Origin of the sequence: Marinobacter sp. R17, assembly GCF_003789045.1 — a bacterium.
Taxonomy (GTDB): Bacteria; Pseudomonadota; Gammaproteobacteria; order Pseudomonadales; family Oleiphilaceae; genus Marinobacter_A; species Marinobacter_A mangrovi.
This window is the reverse complement of sequence record NZ_RHGZ01000035.1, coordinates 1-16,263: the sequence shown is the minus strand read 5'-3', so window position 1 is coordinate 16,263 and position 16,263 is coordinate 1. Positions and strand designations below refer to the sequence as shown.

16 protein-coding genes are annotated in these 16,263 nt (G+C 63.6%); 7 read left to right on the top strand and 9 right to left on the bottom strand.

Going from position 1 to position 16,263, the window contains the following annotated elements; all coding sequences use genetic code 11:
• Positions 1–8 precede the first annotated feature (8 nt).
• Entirely contained in the window at positions 9–401 is a 393-nt protein-coding gene (locus tag EB809_RS19015; RefSeq protein WP_223808044.1) for a hypothetical protein, read from the bottom strand.
• A gap of 135 nt (positions 402–536) precedes the next feature.
• Positions 537–1,304 (bottom strand): hypothetical protein, encoded by a 768-nt coding sequence (locus tag EB809_RS19010; protein WP_123636427.1) that lies wholly within the window; start codon positions 1,302–1,304, stop codon positions 537–539.
• Positions 1,305–1,496: 192 nt separating this feature from the next.
• On the opposite strand from EB809_RS19010, the gene EB809_RS19005 reads away from it, so the two are divergent.
• Positions 1,497–2,135: a hypothetical protein gene (locus EB809_RS19005; protein WP_123636426.1), complete on the top strand. Its 639-nt coding sequence runs from the start codon at positions 1,497–1,499 to the stop codon at positions 2,133–2,135.
• A 102-nt stretch (positions 2,136–2,237) separates the two neighbouring features.
• Entirely contained in the window at positions 2,238–4,469 is a 2,232-nt protein-coding gene (locus tag EB809_RS19000; protein ID WP_223808043.1) for a patatin-like phospholipase family protein, read from the top strand.
• Here EB809_RS19000 and EB809_RS18995 read toward each other — a convergent pair.
• The 5 genes from EB809_RS18995 to EB809_RS18975 all read right to left on the bottom strand — a co-directional run bounded on the left by EB809_RS18995 (position 4,456) and on the right by EB809_RS18975 (position 8,933).
• Positions 4,456–4,896 carry a hypothetical protein gene (locus EB809_RS18995; protein ID WP_123636425.1) on the bottom strand — a complete coding sequence of 147 codons (441 nt, stop codon included), beginning with the start codon at positions 4,894–4,896 and terminating at the stop codon, positions 4,456–4,458. The two genes, EB809_RS19000 and EB809_RS18995, sit on opposite strands and share 14 nt — an antisense overlap.
• Positions 4,880–5,566: a GntR family transcriptional regulator gene (locus EB809_RS18990; RefSeq protein WP_123636424.1), complete on the bottom strand. Its 687-nt coding sequence runs from the start codon at positions 5,564–5,566 to the stop codon at positions 4,880–4,882. The genes EB809_RS18995 and EB809_RS18990 overlap by 17 nt, the downstream gene beginning before the upstream one ends.
• 156 nt (positions 5,567–5,722) lie before the next feature.
• The gene (cls, locus tag EB809_RS18985; protein WP_123636423.1) at positions 5,723–7,153 is read right to left on the bottom strand and encodes a cardiolipin synthase; all 1,431 of its coding nucleotides are present in this window, start codon (positions 7,151–7,153) and stop codon (positions 5,723–5,725) included.
• A 15-nt stretch (positions 7,154–7,168) separates the two neighbouring features.
• Positions 7,169–8,209, bottom strand: coding sequence for an AraC family transcriptional regulator (locus EB809_RS18980; RefSeq protein WP_123636422.1), 1,041 nt, complete (start codon positions 8,207–8,209; stop codon positions 7,169–7,171).
• A 286-nt stretch (positions 8,210–8,495) separates the two neighbouring features.
• Positions 8,496–8,933, bottom strand: coding sequence for a hypothetical protein (locus EB809_RS18975; RefSeq protein ID WP_123636421.1), 438 nt, complete (start codon positions 8,931–8,933; stop codon positions 8,496–8,498).
• Between the two features lie 128 nt (positions 8,934–9,061).
• Between EB809_RS18975 and EB809_RS18970 the strand changes: the two genes are divergently transcribed.
• The 5 genes from EB809_RS18970 (at position 9,062) to EB809_RS18950 (ending at position 13,217) form a co-directional block, all read left to right on the top strand.
• Positions 9,062–9,742 (top strand): DUF1722 domain-containing protein, encoded by a 681-nt coding sequence (locus tag EB809_RS18970; RefSeq protein ID WP_123636420.1) that lies wholly within the window; start codon positions 9,062–9,064, stop codon positions 9,740–9,742.
• Positions 9,743–9,752: 10 nt separating this feature from the next.
• On the top strand, positions 9,753–10,538 hold the full coding sequence (locus EB809_RS18965; protein WP_123636419.1) for an alpha/beta fold hydrolase: 786 nt from the start codon (positions 9,753–9,755) through the stop codon (positions 10,536–10,538).
• Between the two features lie 66 nt (positions 10,539–10,604).
• On the top strand, positions 10,605–11,696 hold the full coding sequence (locus EB809_RS18960; protein ID WP_123636418.1) for an SMP-30/gluconolactonase/LRE family protein: 1,092 nt from the start codon (positions 10,605–10,607) through the stop codon (positions 11,694–11,696).
• Positions 11,697–11,743: 47 nt separating this feature from the next.
• The gene (locus EB809_RS18955; protein ID WP_123636442.1) at positions 11,744–12,151 is read left to right on the top strand and encodes an acyl-CoA thioesterase; all 408 of its coding nucleotides are present in this window, start codon (positions 11,744–11,746) and stop codon (positions 12,149–12,151) included.
• 112 nt (positions 12,152–12,263) lie between these two features.
• Positions 12,264–13,217 (top strand): NADP-dependent oxidoreductase, encoded by a 954-nt coding sequence (locus EB809_RS18950; protein WP_190294972.1) that lies wholly within the window; start codon positions 12,264–12,266, stop codon positions 13,215–13,217.
• 19 nt (positions 13,218–13,236) lie between these two features.
• On the opposite strand, the gene EB809_RS18945 is transcribed toward EB809_RS18950, so the two are convergent.
• Both EB809_RS18945 and tcdA read right to left on the bottom strand, forming a co-directional pair.
• Positions 13,237–15,090 (bottom strand): cation:proton antiporter, encoded by a 1,854-nt coding sequence (locus EB809_RS18945; RefSeq protein WP_123636416.1) that lies wholly within the window; start codon positions 15,088–15,090, stop codon positions 13,237–13,239.
• 90 nt (positions 15,091–15,180) lie between these two features.
• Positions 15,181–16,005, bottom strand: a complete 825-nt coding sequence (gene tcdA / locus EB809_RS18940) for a tRNA cyclic N6-threonylcarbamoyladenosine(37) synthase TcdA (protein ID WP_123636415.1) — start codon at positions 16,003–16,005, stop codon at positions 15,181–15,183.
• Positions 16,006–16,263 lie beyond the last annotated feature (258 nt).

Here is a 16,263-nt window from a genome sequence, read left to right as displayed (position 1 = left end):
TGGGCGGATCAGAGGCAGTCGTATTGGGACCGGCGGTCGAACGCCACGGACACCATGTCGTAACCCTGGTGTGTCAGGCGCTGCATCAGGTCATGGTCGCGGATCATGGCCATGCAGATGGTGTGGATGCTCGCCTGCAGGCTGCTGTCCGGCGGTTGCTGCTGGAAGCGGAAGTCAACGATCAGGTATTTCTTGGCGTAGTTGGCGCTGTCGGGAATGTCGTACCGGTTGACGCTGGTGGCGCCGATGTAGGTGGGGCCGTCGGTCTGGAACAGGCTGCTCAACAGGAGGTCGATGTTTTCGGCACGTGCAGAGGCGCTCAGGGCCATGGCCGCCAGAAATCCTGTTCCTGCCAGCAGCCTCGAAAGAGCCGTCATGTGGGTGTTGGTGCGCGTGGCCATCACTGATCCCTGCCTGCAATGTAACGGAATGTTAAGCGATGTTACGGTGCATTATGGCAAACCGATGCGGGTTTGCTTAGTCCTGGCGCGCTATTTTTTCAATTGTTTGCAATGGCAACGTCACGTCAGAGTCCGTCAGGACTGGCGTTTTTGCCACGCCAGCCAGCCGGCCGACCAGACGGTGGCCAGCGCCAGGGCGCACAGTGTGCCGACGACAATCCCCAGATGCGGGTACAGCAGAGCCACGGCCACGGTGTGGGTAATCAGCGAGCCCATACCCGCCGGGTAGTGTTTGACCAGCGTCTGCGCCGGGGCCGGGCCATGCTGCCAGAAGACAATCGCCAGCAGCGGGAAGAAGGTAATGGGGAAGGCCGCAAGAACGCCACTCAGCGTGGTGCTGCCCCAGTACGCCGCCGATGTCACGCCCACGACAATCAACCCGGATATGATGCCGCGCAGGATATGCACGCCCCAGCCCGGTGGCCGGCGCAGCGTGATCGCGGTGTCCGCCAGGTGGCGCATGAGCCGGTGGGCGACGATGGTCGAGAGAACGCTGATCGGCAGGGCCGCCCACAGGGGCAGATCCAGCAGCGACAGTGGCAGGGCGACCGCCAGGAACGCCAGCAGCGACAGTGCCAAAGTGTTCAGTCGGTGCTGACTGGCGCTGGCGGCGAAGGCCAGCGCCAGGGCCTGGGCACCGATAAAGCCGAGCAGGGTGCCTCGTGCCGCGTCCGCCGCGTAGGCCGGCCCCTGCTCAAACCCGAGGAAGAACAGTGCGACGCCGGTCCCCAGCGGGAAGCCGGCCAGAACGCCGGCCACCCGGGTACTCACCCGCTCGGCGAGCCAGGCCAGCGCCAGGACGGTGACCAGCGTGACGACAACTTTGATCAGTAGCAGAAGCATGCGGTACTCCCCGGCAAGATACGGCTCAATGCCCCAAAATGAGGCAAATGCTACGTGAATCCGGAAGGCAGGGGAACGACTTTTCGCCCGCAGGCCGGTGCAGCTTTGGCGGTTCTGCCGGATGCGCTAGGATGGTAGAAAACCACGGGGCGGGGCGTTTCCGCGGCGATGTATTTCAGTGGAGGAGCAGTCATGTATCAGTTGGTATTCCAGGGCGAGTGCACGCCCGGTACGGATCAGCAGTCGGCTCGCGCCAACGCCCGGGCCCTGTTCAAGGCCTCGGTGGAACAGGTCGAGCGCATGTTCAGCGGCAAGCGGGTGGTGATTCGCAACAAGCTGGATCAGGAACAGGCCGAGAAATACGTGGCGGTCCTGCACAAGCATGGCATGGTGGCCTATGCGGAGCCGATGAGTGCGACAGGCGAAGCGCCTGAGCCAGCACCCCGGTCTGCCCGGCCGACGCCAGAGGCGTCATCCCGGCCGGCCCCGGCGCCCGCCAAGCCCACTCCCGCACCCTCCGAACCGCCGCCCACGCCGACGGCGACGGCCGATGACACGGGCGGCGGCGTCAAGGTGGAACCCGGCGACCGCCCTAATGTGGCCGGCGAGAAAGTGGACAGCATCCTGGCCCATTCCAGCCTGCAGGTCGCACCGGCCCACGATCGTCTGAGCGAAACCCGCGAAGTGGAAGCGCCGATGTTCGAGCACCTGGACGACTGGACGATCGCCCCGGCCGGTTCCACCCTGGTGGAGCAACGGGAGGAGATACCGCCGGTCGTGCCCGACATTTCCCATTTGTCACTGGCCGATGACGAGAAGGATCGCCAATAATACCCGCCGCATCTGAACCGGCAGCGTCCCGGATGAGACGTTTGCCGGTCAGGACGCCACCGATCGGATCCACTGTTCAAGCCCGGGTAGGGAGCTCCCCGCGTGTCGAGAATCATCACTGCCTTGCTGTTGTCTGCCTGCGCCTTTTCCGTAGGCGCCCAGGCGCTGTCGGACGACGCGCCTGGTGAGGAGCGGCCGGTCGTGGCTCTGGTTCTCAGCGGTGGTGGCGCCAAGGGAATGGCCCACGTAGGCGTGCTGAGGGCACTGGAGGAAATGCATGTGCCCGTCGATATCGTCGTCGGCACCAGCGCCGGTTCTGCGGTGGCGGCCCTGTACGCCCTGGGCATGGACGTGGATGAGATCGAAGACCGCTTCATCGAGATGGATTGGGTCTCCAGCTTCCAGGACAGTCCGGGGCGCGCCTACAAGCCGGTGCGGCGCAAATTCGACGACTGGCGCTACCCGGTCGATCCGGGCATCGGCCTGAGCAGCCGGGGGTTTACCGTCGGGCGCGGGCTGGTGGCCGGACAGAACCTCGGTTTCATCCTCAACGAACTGACCCGTAAGGCAGCCCTGGTGCGGGATTTCGATGACCTGCCCCTGCGTTTCCGGGCTGTGGCCACGGATCTGGGCACCGGCAAGGAAGTGGTGCTCAGTCACGGCTCCCTGGCCCAGTCCATCCGCGCCAGCATGAGCATTCCCGGCGTCTACGCACCCACCGAGATCGACGGCAAACTGCTGGTCGATGGCGGCATTGCCAACAACCTGCCCATCAGCGTGGCCCAGTCCATGGGGGCGGACGTGGTGATCGCCGTGGACATCAGCGACGCCCTGCAGGATACGGAAAAGCTGACCGGCGCCTTTTCGGTGGTGGGCCAGCTCACCACCCTGATGACCCGTCGCAACGTGGACGACCAGTTGGACCGGATGGGCGACGGCGACGTGCTGATTCGTCCCGATCTGGAAGGCATGACATCGGCGGACTTCTACGACGCCACACAGATCATCGAGATCGGCGCTACCGCGACCCGCAACAAGGCCGTCAGCCTGAACCACCTGAGTGTCGATGCGCCAACCTGGGCCGCCTACGAAAAACGCCGTCAAACCGCGCGCTTCACGCCGGAGCGCATCGCCCGCATTCGCATCGACGACGATTCCCGGCTGTCCCGTGAATTCCTGCGCTCGCGGATCCGTCAGGAGCCGGGCCAGCCGCTGGATGTGGATCAGTTGGAGGATGACCTGCGGCGCATCTATGGCCTGGGTTATTACGAGACAGTCAGCTATTCCCTGGAGCCGGGCGACAATCCGGGCGAAGGGGCCGTTCTGGTCATCGATGTGCAGGAGAAAAGCTGGGGGCCCAATTACCTGCGCTTTGGCCTGTCCTATGAAGACAATTTCCAGGACGAGACCCGATTCAACGTAGCCGGTTCCTACCAGATGACCGAGTTGAACTCCCTGGGTGCGGAGTGGAAAACCGGCGTGCAATTGGGCACCGAGCCCTACGTGCGAACGGAATGGTTCCAGCCGCTGGACTACGGCTACCGCCGATTCGCGCTGGTCGGCGGCCAGTACAAGCGCGACAGCTACTCGGTGTTTGACGACAGCGGGGATCGCGTCGGCAAAATCGAGCTGGAGGAGAGCTCTTTCGATCTCAGCATGGGCATGGAGCTGGGAGCCGAGGGCGAGGTTCGGGCCGGCTATCGTCGTGGTGTGGCCTCGGTAGAGGATGAGCTTGGGGAAACCAACGACTTCAGTGACCGCGTCAATCAGGGCGCCTGGACCCTGCAGCTGACCTTCGACACCCTCAACGACCCGTTCCTGCCCAGTAACGGCGGCTTCTTTGGCCTGAATGGCCGCTTCGAGCGTCCCGGTATCGGGGCCGACCGTAATTTCGACCGCACCACCATGCTGGCGGCCAAAGCCGGCGAGTGGGGCGATCAGGTCGTCGTCGGCCAACTGTTTGCCAGCGCCGTCACCAAAGGCGAGGCGGGGGTGGAGAACTACGTGTCCCTCGGCGGCTTCCACCGGCTGTCGGCTTACGCCCGCGGCGAAGTGACCGGCCAGGACGCGGCCCTGCTGAGCCTGTACACCTACCGTCGCTTCGGCGGTCCCATCGTGCCCTTCTTTGCCGGCGTCAGCTACGAGGGCGGTAACGGCTGGCAGGACATCGGCGATGCCCAATGGTCGGACGTGATCCACTCCTACGGGGTGTTTGCCGGGGTCAACACCTTCCTGGGGCCGGTCCAGATCTCCACCGCCTGGGCGGATGACGACCACTGGGCCGGCTTCCTGACCGTCGGCTATTCGCTGGAAAGCCTGTTTATCGGACTATAACCGGCGCCACCAGAATCAGTCGTTCCTGGTCGCAGGGGCCGTTCAGTGGCCGCTCCAGGATGGCGCGGTACTCACTGCCCTGGTCCGCCTTGTCCGGCACCTTGTGGTGGACGATATCGTCGCCGGGAAAGAACTGCCAGGTGCCGATGTCCTCCTCCCGAGCCAGCAGCGACGCAACGCCCCGGGTTTTACTCCAGGCGCACAGCGCGGGTGTCGGGGCGGATTTCTGCTGGGTCTGGTCGGATGGCGTCGATGGCGACGACGCTTCCGGCTGTCCGCTGGATTCTTGCGGGGACGGCGTTGGGGTGACGGGCCGGGCCGGTGGCGACGGCTCCGGCGACGGGGTGCTGGAGCAGCCGGCCAGGGTCAGCAGCAGGAGGATCAGCAGTCCGGGGTTGGCGCGGCGGTGATCAGCGGGCCACATCATCCCGCGGCTGCGTATTTTCGATGTAGGAGATGACTTCCTCGCACTGGCGTGCGGCATAATCCTGGAGGATACGCTCAAGCCGCGCTTCATCCCGCTGCTTGATGGCATCGATGGATTCTCGCATGTGCGCGAGGTTATCGAGCAGCACCTGCTGGTTGGCGTGCTGGAAAGCCAGGAAGGCGCAACGCTTGGCCGACGGCCAGAGATCCTTGATCGCCTCCAGGATGAAGTAGTTGTCGGCGTAGGCCAGCGATGCCTGGGTGTACTCGATACCCAGATCGAGGAAGCCCAGCAGGTCACTGCGTTGAAAGCATTCGTCCATGCGCGCATAGAGGGACTCGAGTTTCTCCATGTCCTCGGGTTGCCATTGGCGGGCCAGTTTACGCCCTGTGTGGCAGAGGTAAAGCTCCAGCACTTCATACAGACTGCGCACGAAGTACGCATCCAGCTCCGTGACGAACGCACCCCGGCGCGGCACGTTGCGCACCAGGTGGCGTTTCTCCAGCAGCAGGAGGCCCTCCCGGACCGACCCGTGGCTGACGTCCAGTTGCTTGGCCATGGCACTTTCGTAGATGCGCTCGCCGGATCGCAGCTGGCCAAAGGCGATCATGTTCTCGATGTGCTGGGCAACCTGCTCGGTCAGGGTTTCACGGGGTTTGAATGGCTTCATGAAGGACTTCCGGGTAATTCGCGGCGACCGGTCGGAATGACGCCCGCCAACATGGGCACCAGGCGTTTGCGCCACCGTAACGGCACAACGCGCTTGGCGCTATGCTCTCACATTGCCCGAGAACTGCAAGCGCTCAGGAAACCTTGCTTCAACATCTCAAAGAACCGGCGCCAGCAGTCGTGCGGCCCGGCAAGCCAGACGAAACGCCATGGAGCGTTGGCTGTAGTCCTCCGGCGTCATCGGGCGGCACTGGCGCAGGTCGGCTTCCAGCATCTGACGCACATCCGCTACAAAGTCGCTGTCCGTGACCACCGCGCCGATCTCGAAGTTCAGCCGCATGGATCGGTTGTCCAGATTGGCTGTGCCCACCGCCGCGTATCGATCGTCCACCAGCACCACCTTCTGGTGCATAAAGCCGGGCTGGTAGCGATAGATGCCGATACCCGCCTTGGAGGATTGAACCAGGTAGGAATAGGCCGCCAGGCGCACCAGTTTGTGATCGGGGTTTTCCGGAATCAGGATACGCACGTCCACCCCGCGCAGGGCGGCCAGCTGCAGCGCGTTGACTACCTGCAGGTCCGGCACGAAGTAGGGTGAGGTGATCCAGATGCGTTGGCGGGCGTTGTTGATGCAGTTGAGGAAGAACAGGGTGCCCGTATCAAATCGGTCCGCCGGACTCGTGGGAACCACCAGCACCTCCTGGTCACTGCCAGGGCAAGGCTGGAGCGACCAGTTGAACCGGGGCAGGTCGTTGGCGGCCCAGTACCAGTCTTCCACGAACGCCAGCTGCAGCCCCATCACCGCGGGACCTTCGATGCGGCAGTGGGTGTCGCGCCAGGCCAGATGGTCGGTGAGGGTACCCAGGTATTCGTCCCCCAGGTTGATGCCGCCAACAAAGCCCACGGTGCCGTCGCACACCAGCAGCTTGCGGTGGTTGCGGAAGTTGATCTGGAAGCGTCGCCGACGTACGTTGCCGTCGCCAAAGGCGGCCACCCGGGCGCCGGCCTGGGTCAGCTCCTTCAGGTAGTTGCGGGGCAGCCACACGCTGCCGATATCGTCATAGGTGAAGTAGACCTTCACGCCCTCGTCCAGCTTGCGCTTGAGGATCGACTTGATGCGCTGGCCGACCTTGTCCGAGCGGACGATGTAGAACTCCAGCAGGATGTAGTGCCGGGCATTCTCCATGGCATCGAACAGCGCCTCGAAGGTTTCCTTGCCGTCTTTGAGCAGGGTGCAGTGGTTGCCACGGGTGAACGGCTGGCCCACGAGGCGTGTCAGTACCCGCAGCTCGGGACTGGGGTCGGCGCTGTCGGGAATCCGTGTGAGTTGATCCTCTTCACTGAATACACTGAGCAGTTGGTTCAGGGCTTCGTCACCGGAACGCCTGGCTTTGATGTAGCCGGCAAAGCGATTGCGCCCGAACAGGAAGAACAGCGGCAGGGTCAGGTACGGAAACGCCAGCAGGGCAATGATCCAGGCAATGGCGCCCTGGGCCGTGCGGTAGTGGAGCAGGATACGCAGGACGCAAAACAGCGCCAGGCCGTAAACGACCAGCAGTAACAGCGTGAGCAGTGTGGGATCCCACATGCGCCAGAGAACTCCTTATTGGTGGCGGGCGCGATACTGCGCGGGCGATTCGCCGGTCCAGCGTTTGAAGGCGCGGCTGAAAGCGCTCAGTTCCGAGAAGCCTAGCAGAAAAGCGATCTCGCCCAGAGCGTAGCGGTCCGAGGCCACGTAACGCAGGGCCTTGTCCTTGCGCACGTGCTCGACCAGTTCCTGGAAGCTCATGCCCTCTTTTTTCAGGCGCCGGTAGAGCGTCTGGCGACTCATGTGCAGTTGCTGGGCGAGGGAGTCGGCATCGATGCGCTCGCTGGCCATCTGCCGGGATATCAGTCGCCGCACCTTGCGGCTGAAGCGGCGCCGGGTCTGCAGTCTGGCCAGCAGGCTGTTGACCTGCTTGAGCATGGCCGAATGCACATAGGGATTGCGATGGGGAATCGGGCGGTCCAGGTAGTGGGCGCTGAAGGCCAGCGCCATGGCTGGCTCGCCAAAGCGGATCGGGCAATCCAGGATGCGGCGGTATTCGTCCGCGTAGGCCGGTTCGGGATGGGCAACTCGGACCCAGGCAATGTCCAGCTGTGGATGTATAAAGTGACGCGCCCGGCTCACCACGGCGGCCAGGGTGCGATCCATGTCCTGGCGGCAGTAGAACTCGGGCTGGTCGGCCTCCCAGGTCAGCACTGCCAGATCGGCGGTCTGTTCCAGCTTGAGATGTACGGATTCGTTGATCAGCCGATGCAGTCGCACGTACTGCATGACGGCATCACCCAGGGTATCGCAGTTGAAGAAGACGTGGCCGACCAGGCCCATCCGGTCGGGATCCACCACCTCGCCGGCATGCAGGCCGATGGCTGCGTCTCCGGTGACCTGTTCCGCATGTTGCCAGAGGCGGTAGTGATGACAGGCGGGCAGACGCAGATCCGGGTTCGTCAGTTCCGCGAGCGGCAGACCGAGCAGGGACGTAACGGTGTTCTCTTCGAGGAGGTCCCGGGTGTCCAGGTAATGCACCAGGCCCAGGGCGGTGGAGGCCGTCACCTGCGGCTCCTGCGGGGTCACGTCGGATCGGGCTTGGTGGGTCGGCATGAGTCTCTTTTTTGTCGTTGGGTGTTACCAAATGTCAAACAGTTGGGTCAGGGTGTCAACGTCGAGTGCGTTAAGAGGCGTTAAGCTGGAATGGAATTCATGGGTAACTGACATTGTCAGGAGGTGTTTGGGATGGATCTGCAGATTTTTGTTCCGCATACCGAGCAGGAACGTCGTAACTGCGAGGCTCTCAAGAACTATCTCAACAGCATCTACTATTGCTAATCCCTTCGCACATCGGCCGCCAATGGGCGGCCTTTTTTTGACTTCTGAAATGGTCGACTCATTAACCCGCAAGCCCGGTAATGCTGTCCAGCGGCTGAGAGCGTAGCCACTGTTTTTCGCTGCGTTCCAGAATGCCTTCCATGCGGCCTAGCCGGGCACGCAACGCAGCGGCGCCGAACCGACGGCTGGCGGCGACATCGAAAGCCAGTCCGACACGGGCCTGGTTTCCCTCCAACGCCACATTGACCACGTCGGCGAACACACGGCTGGCCACCAGATTCTCGCCAGCCATAGCCAGCTCGATCAGCAACTCGACCTGATCGCCTTCCCTGAATGTGTCCGCTGCCGCGGTGACAGCGACGCCTTCCCGTGTAAAATCGTGGCCCTGAATAGGGCGATAGCGGGCAAGCAGACGCTTGCGCGGTCGCCAGGCCAGATTCAGTTCCGTTGCCGGTAGCCGGCGAAAGCGGCGCCTGTCGCGGGGACTGATTCGTCTCATAGCTTGGGTGTACTCCGGTTGTCGGTGAGGGCATCGGGCCTGAATGCATTATGGTCCATTCTGGCCGTTCCGTTCTGTGACTGGAGCGGCCAAACTGACGGGATCCAGCGACGCAAAGGTGAGCGGTAATGGAAAAAAACAGGGTGTTCGATCTGGATGCCGGGTTTCTCGACGACGACTTGCTGGCGGCGCAGATGCGCCTGCTGGTGGGGCTCGTCAGTACCGACCGCGGCCGCAGCGCCGGTGATCGGCTGCCGGCAAACTGGTTGGGGCACGAGGATGCCCTGACCCTGCGCCTGAACCAGTTGATGGGCGAGATGACGTTGCGCGGCCAGGCCGTGCCCGGGCAGGTGGCGGTGACCGGCGAGGCCATTATCTGGCCACCGCTGGATGCCGCGTCGCTGGCCGGGGAAATCCGCTACATCACGGCCCGGGCCGAAGCCGGCCAGCGTGGCCGGATCCGCATGCCGCGCAACGATCACGAACTCTGGGCCACCTACAAGTACAGCCTGCTGGCCCGCAACCGGCAGGCCTACGAAAGCTTCGGCCGACGCGTGGCCGCGCGCTCGGCACCGCTCGAGACCCTGTGGCTGGCCCTGGTCAACGCGTCCCGGGTGGCGCCACCGGAGGGCGGTATCCGCAATGCCCTGCAGCACATGTGGGGCTACGTTTCCGACCATTCCAGCATGAGTCCGCAGATGGACGACCTGGATGCCCTGGCCGCGGACGTGCAGCAACTGGCCCTGCAACATGAGGTATCCTACCTGCTCAATTCGACGGCGCTGGGTGAACTCCGCGCCTGGCTATAAGGAGGCTGACTTGAGCCTGGATTTGCACCACCGCGTGACGGGCGAGGGCGAGCCACTGATCGTCCTGCACGGTCTTTTCGGATCCCTGGAAAACCTCGGCGGCGTGTCACAGCGCCTGACGGACAGCTGCCAGATTCACGCCCTCGACCTGCGTAACCACGGTCGCTCGCCGCACACCGATGCCATGGGGTATCCGGCCATGGCCGACGATGTCCTGCGTTACATGGACAAGGCCCATCTGGAACAAGCTTCGGTGTTGGGGCATTCCATGGGCGGCAAAACGGCGATGGAGCTGGCCCTGGCCCACCCCGACCGGGTTGACCGCCTGATCGTGGCGGACATCGCGCCGGTGGCCTATCCGCCACACCACGACGACATCATCGAAGGTCTGACCCGTCTCGACCTGGCCCGGGTGACTTCCCGCGGACAGGCCGATAAAGCATTGGCGGAGTATGTGCCGGTGACGCCCGTACGGCAGTTCCTGCTGAAAAACCTGGTGCGTGACGGGGATGGCGGGTTTGCCTGGCGTCTGAACCTGGACGCCATCCAGGCGCATTACGAGGACATCGCCGCCGGACCGACCGCCGAAGGGCCTTTCGATGGCCCGACCCTGTTCATCAAGGGCGGAGACTCCGACTACATTGGTGAGGGACAACGTGAAGCGTTCGACCGGTATTTCCCCAAAGCGTCCCTGCGCATCATTCCCGGCACCGGCCACTGGCTGCATGCGGAAAAGCCGGATCTGTTCGCCAACCTGTGCCGACGCTTCCTGGACGGTGAGTTTGACCCCAACTGATCGGTAGCGCCGGCGCAGCGTCTGCTAGGGTTTAAAGGCCGGATAGTCCAATAACAAGGAGCTTTCATGCGCTGGGTGTATGCAATCTGTGTGGTCCTGTTCCTGCTGATCGGCGGCTTTCTGCTGACGCCGTCACCGGTCGATAGCCGGGCCTGGACGCCGCCGCCGTCTCCCGGATTGTCCGGCCGCACCGCACCCAATGAATTGCTGAAGCAGGCGGAACTGATCGCCCAGGGCCAGGTCTACGGGCCGGAAGACGTGGCTGTGGACAAAACCGGGCGCGTCTACGGCGGCACCCAGGATGGCAAGGTGGTGCGAGTGTGGCCGGACGGTCGCGTGGAAACCTGGGCCCGCACCGGAGGGCGTCCGCTGGGGCTGGCGTTCGACCGAAACGGCAACCTGATTGTGGCGGACGCCTACAAGGGGCTGCTCTCGATCACGCCGGACGGGGTTATTCGTACATTGTCCCGGGAAGCCGAGGGGCTGCCCTTCAAGTTCACCGACGACGTGGATATCGGGCCGGACGGGATGATCTACTTCACCGACGCCAGTTCCCGCTTCGACCAGTCCGAATACCGGCTGGACTTGCTGGAGATGCAGCCCCACGGGCGCCTGCTGCGCTACAACCCGGCCACCCGCAAGACCGACGTGCTGTTGCGCAACCTCCATTTTGCTAATGGCGTGGCGGTGGCCAAAGACGGTAGTTTCCTGTTGGTTAACGAAACCTGGAAATACCGCATCCTCAAATACTGGCTGACCGGCCGCAAGGCGGGCACCGCCGAAGTGTTTGCCGATAATCTGCCGGGCTTTCCGGACGGCGTAGCAGCGGACAGCCAGGGACGCTTCTGGGTCGCGCTGCCGACGCCGCGGAATCCGACGGTGGACTGGATGCAGCCGCACCCCTGGATCAAGGAGCAGGTAGCCAAGCTGCCCGACAGCCTGCAGCCGCCGGTGCAGGAATACGGCCTGGTCATGGCCTTTGACGCCGACGGCAAGCTGCTGGCCAGCCTGCACGACACCACCGGCAAGCATCTGCAGGAGATCACTTCGGTGGAGCCGCACCTGGGGATGCTGTATTTCGGAACCCTGCACAACGATCGCATCGGACGGCTGCCCATCAGCAGTATTCCGGCCCTGAACAAGGAGACATCGCCGTGAGTGACGTGCCTGATCTTATCGAATGGGACCTCCCGGACCCCTTCATCATGCCCATCGTGGTCCAGCCTGAAGACGTCGATCGTCTTGGTCATGCCAACAACGTGGTCTATGTGCGCTGGCTCGAAGACGTGAGCTGGGCCCATATCGAAAGCCTGGGCATGACCTGGGAACGGCATGAGGCAACCGGGCGCGCCATGGCGATCACCCGCACCGAGATCGATTACCTGGCCGCGGCCAACGAAGGCGATCACCTGTTGCTGGGCACGTGGCTGGTTGATTTCGACGGCCGCTTTCGCTCGGCACGCCGTTTCCAGCTGGTGCGCCAATCCGACGGCAAATCCCTGGTGCGGGCCAAGTCCAGCCACGCCTGCGTGGATCTCAAGACCCAGCGCCCGGCCCGGATGCCCAAGGAATACGGCGACATCCTCGGTCATGCCGTGGTGACTACCGAATAAACCGGATTCTGCTACGCTTGCTGAAAAGCAGGTGTCCGCCCGCCTGGAAACCGGCCGTCCCGCAGCAATCTGCGGGTCCGGCGTTTCCCAACGCCGCATGGGAGAAACCAGTATGCGTCGCATAGTCTATGAGCGCTTCGGGGAAGCCGATGAACTGAAGCTGGTGGAGGCCGAGCATCCGGTCCCGGCGGCCGGCGAGGTCTGTATCCGGGTCGCCGGTGCAGGCCTCAATCCCATCGACTGGAAAACCCGCAAGGGATTGGGTTTTGCCGCCCAGCAGATCCAGGATCATCTGCCCTGGACGCCCGGCTACGATGTGGCCGGTACCGTCACCGATGTCGGGGACGACGTGCATACGTTGTCTGCCGGCGATCGCGTGATGGGCATGATCGGTTTTCCCGGCGGGGGCGGTGGTTATGCCGAATACGCCCTGGCCCGGGCTGATGAGTTGATCGTCGTGCCGGAAGAGATGGATCTGATCGAAGCCGGCGGCCTGCCACTGGCGGCGTTGACCGCCTGGCAGGGGCTGTTTGAAGTGGGGCAGTTACAACCGGATCACAAGGTGCTGATCCACGCCGGCGCTGGCGGTGTCGGCCATCTGGCGATCCAGTTTGCCCGTGCCCGCGGCGCCCACGTGATCGCCACGGCGTCCGCCAACAATGCCGATTTCCTGGCGACACTGGGGGCGGACGAGGTGATCGACTACAACCGGGACGACTTTGTCGACGCCTGCTACGGTCTGGACCTGATCTACGACCTGGTGGGCGGCGATACCGGCAAGCGCTCGCTGCATTGCCTGGCCGACCATGGGGTACTCGTCACCGTGCCGACGGTGACGGCGGACAGCATCATTACCGAAGCCGAAAACATGGGGCTTAAGGCCCATGGCATGACCGTGCGGCCTGATATCTTCCACCTGGAGGAGATTGCCGAGCTGATTGAAGACGGTGACGTTCGCCTGCACGTGGACGAGATCTTCCCGCTGGCCCGTGCCGCCGATGCCCACCGGCGGCTGGAGACCGGGCACGTCAGGGGCAAGCTGGTGCTGGACTGCCAGGCCCGTTAACACGCCCCGGCTGTCCTCGTCAGGCCGTTGCGGTTGCGCCGGCCGGTTCCGGGCCGGCGTCCTTCTCCTTGCGCTCCTTGGGTGGCTGCGGCGGCACCAGGCTCAGGAGCATCCATCCCTTGTCCAGCTTCAGGTTCGACTGTGAGGTGACGGCCTGGATCCGCTCACGCGGGTCGATCACGAACAGCAGCAGGGCCTGGTTCTCGTACTGGGCCTGAAAGTCCTCGTAGCTGAACGCATCGCTCAACTGGGTGGTTTTCACCGTATAGCCCTTGCTCACCAGGCTGGCCAGCTTGGCATAGCTGACGTCGCCGAACAGGCCGCGGGTCTGCTGGATCTTCTCGGCGGTCTGGTGGCGTGCCTTCTGGTCCTGGTCGCCTTCCGACAGGCTGTAGACACTGCCGTTACCGAACCAGTCCAGGAAGTGGTAGGTCGCCAGCGAATTGAGCTGCTTGTAGGGCGATATCACCAGCAGATTGCCGATGCCGGTCAGGTCCAGGTGGGTCGAGGCGTGCTCGGACACCGGGTTGCCGAAGTAGACGTTGAGGTTGTCCATGCGCGCCTGGCGCACGTTCTCCCAGTTGGTGTCGGTCAGTACCACCGGTACCTCGACTTTCTGCAGCGCCTGGCCGATCTGGCGGGCGACGCTGTTGGCGCCGAGGATCAGGAAGCCATAATCCGCAGGTTCCGCCACTTTCAGCAGTCGGGCCACCGGGCGGGCCGTCAGGCTTTGCAGGGTCACCGTCGCGATGATCAGGATGAACACCAGGGGCACCAGCACGCCGGCACTTTCGTAGCCGAGTTTCTGCAGCTGGAACGCAAACAGCGCGGAGACCGCCGCGGCGACGATTCCGCGCGGCGCGATCCAGCTGAGAAACAGCTTTTCCCGCCAGTTGAGGGTGGTGCCGATGGCGGACAGGAATATGCTGATGGGCCGGGCGACGAACATCAGGACCGCCAGGACCGTCACCAGGGGCCAGCCCAGATCGGCAATGGCGGTGAACTCGACGCGCGCGGCCAGGATGATGAACAGGGCGGAAATCAGCAGGACGCTCAGGGATTCCTTGAATTCCAGGATGCTCTCGATGGGCACCTGTTTCATGTTCGCCATCCAGATGCCCATGACAGTGACCGTCAACAGGCCGGACTCGTGGGCCATCTCATTGGAGAAGGCGTAAATGCCCAGCATGAAAGTCAGTGTGCCGGCGTTGTGCAGGTATTGGGGCAGCAGGTGCTTGCGCAGCGCCACGCCGGTCAGCCAGCCGGCAATGCCCCCCAGCACGATGCCGATGACAATGGTCTTGCCGAAGATATACAGCGAGTGCTCGAAGACGTTGCCCTGGCCCCAGGAGACGATCCCCTCGAACACCAGGACCGCCAGCAGCGCCCCCACCGGATCGATGATGATGCCTTCCCAGCGCAGGATATTGGCCAGCTTGGCGGCGGGTTTGACCGAGCGCAGCAGTGGGGCGACCACCGTGGGGCCGGTGACGATGCAGATGGCACCGAACAGCAGGGCCACCTCCCAGGAAATGTTGAGCGCCCAGTGAGCCGCCAGGGTGCCGACCGTGCAGGTCACGATCGATCCGATGGGCACCAGGTTGCGCACCATGCGGCCGTGGCCCTTGATCTCCTGGTACCTCAGTGTCAGGCTGCCCTCGAACAGGATCACGGCTACTGCCAGGGACACCAGCGGAAACAGCAGGTCACCAAACAGTTGTTGGGGTTCCAGCCAGTGCAGGAGCGGACCGGCGGCAATCCCGCCGGCGAGCAGGAACAGGATCGCCGGCATGCGCACTCGCCATGCCAGCCACTGACAGAACAGGGAAAGGACACCGATGCTCGCGAGCAGGAGAACAACGTTCGCAGACATAGACAGGGCTAATCATCCATTCCGGTGGAAACGGCCACGTCCAGGTGACGGGCATGTGTATTGATGAGGCCTGAAACTGGCCGTCACCGTTTAGCTGAGAGCGACATCCTGCTGTTGTTCCGGCTCCAGCCGCACCTTCCGTGCCAGTCGATTCAGCAGGCGCGATGCCGCCACGAAACCGAAGGTCGCCGTGACCGGGCTGGCGGCGCCAAAGCCGGAGGCGCAATCCAGCCGGACCGGGCCGCTGGCGTCCGGCTTCTGCAGGCAGACTTCGCCGTCTCCGGCAGGATAGGTCAGCTGCTCCAGCGAGTACACCGCTTCGATGCCAAATCGACGCTTGGGATTGCGGGAAAAGTGGTATTCCCGGCGCAGCAGGTTGCGCACTTTGGCCAGCAATGGGTCCTGGGTGGTGCGCGACAGGTCGCTGACCTGGATCTGGGTCGGGTCCATCTGGCCACCGGCGCCGCCGGCACACACCAGCGGGATCTTGCGCCGCTTGCAGTGGGCAATCAGGGCGGCCTTGGCCTTGACGCTGTCGATCGCATCCACCACGCCGTCGAGACCATCGTCCAGCAGCTCGGTCACGTTCTTCGGTGTCAGGAAACCGAAATGGACGTTGACCTGAAGCTGGGGATTGATAGCACGCAGCCGATCGGCCATGACGTCGGTCTTGGTGCGGCCGTACTCGCCGGCCAGGGCATGCAGCTGGCGGTTGGTGTTGGACACGCAGACGTCGTCCATGTCGATCAGCGTGAGCTGGCCGACGCCACTGCGGGCCAGCGCTTCGGCCGCCCAGGACCCCACACCGCCCAGACCCACGATGGCCATGTGGGCGTCACGGAACGCCTGCAGGGCCCGCCGGCCGTAGAGCCGTTCGATGCCGCCAAAACGGAAGCTGAAATCGTCTGCGTTCATGCGCTCTCCCGGGGAACCTCATCTGTCGGGATGACTGAAGCGCGAATTGTACCTGAGCTGGGCGACGACGGCATTGGCTGGGGATGCGTGAAAACCGGAACCGTGGCGGGATAACGAGGGGATCAGCGGCGCCATATCGGGATAGGGGGGAGCCTTCTGGCTCCGCCCCTCCCACACCACCCGGCAAGCGGGTCCGCACCGGGCGGTTCGAGAAGTTGAGGTTTACGAGAGACGCGGCACGCCTAACCGGTCGAAGTG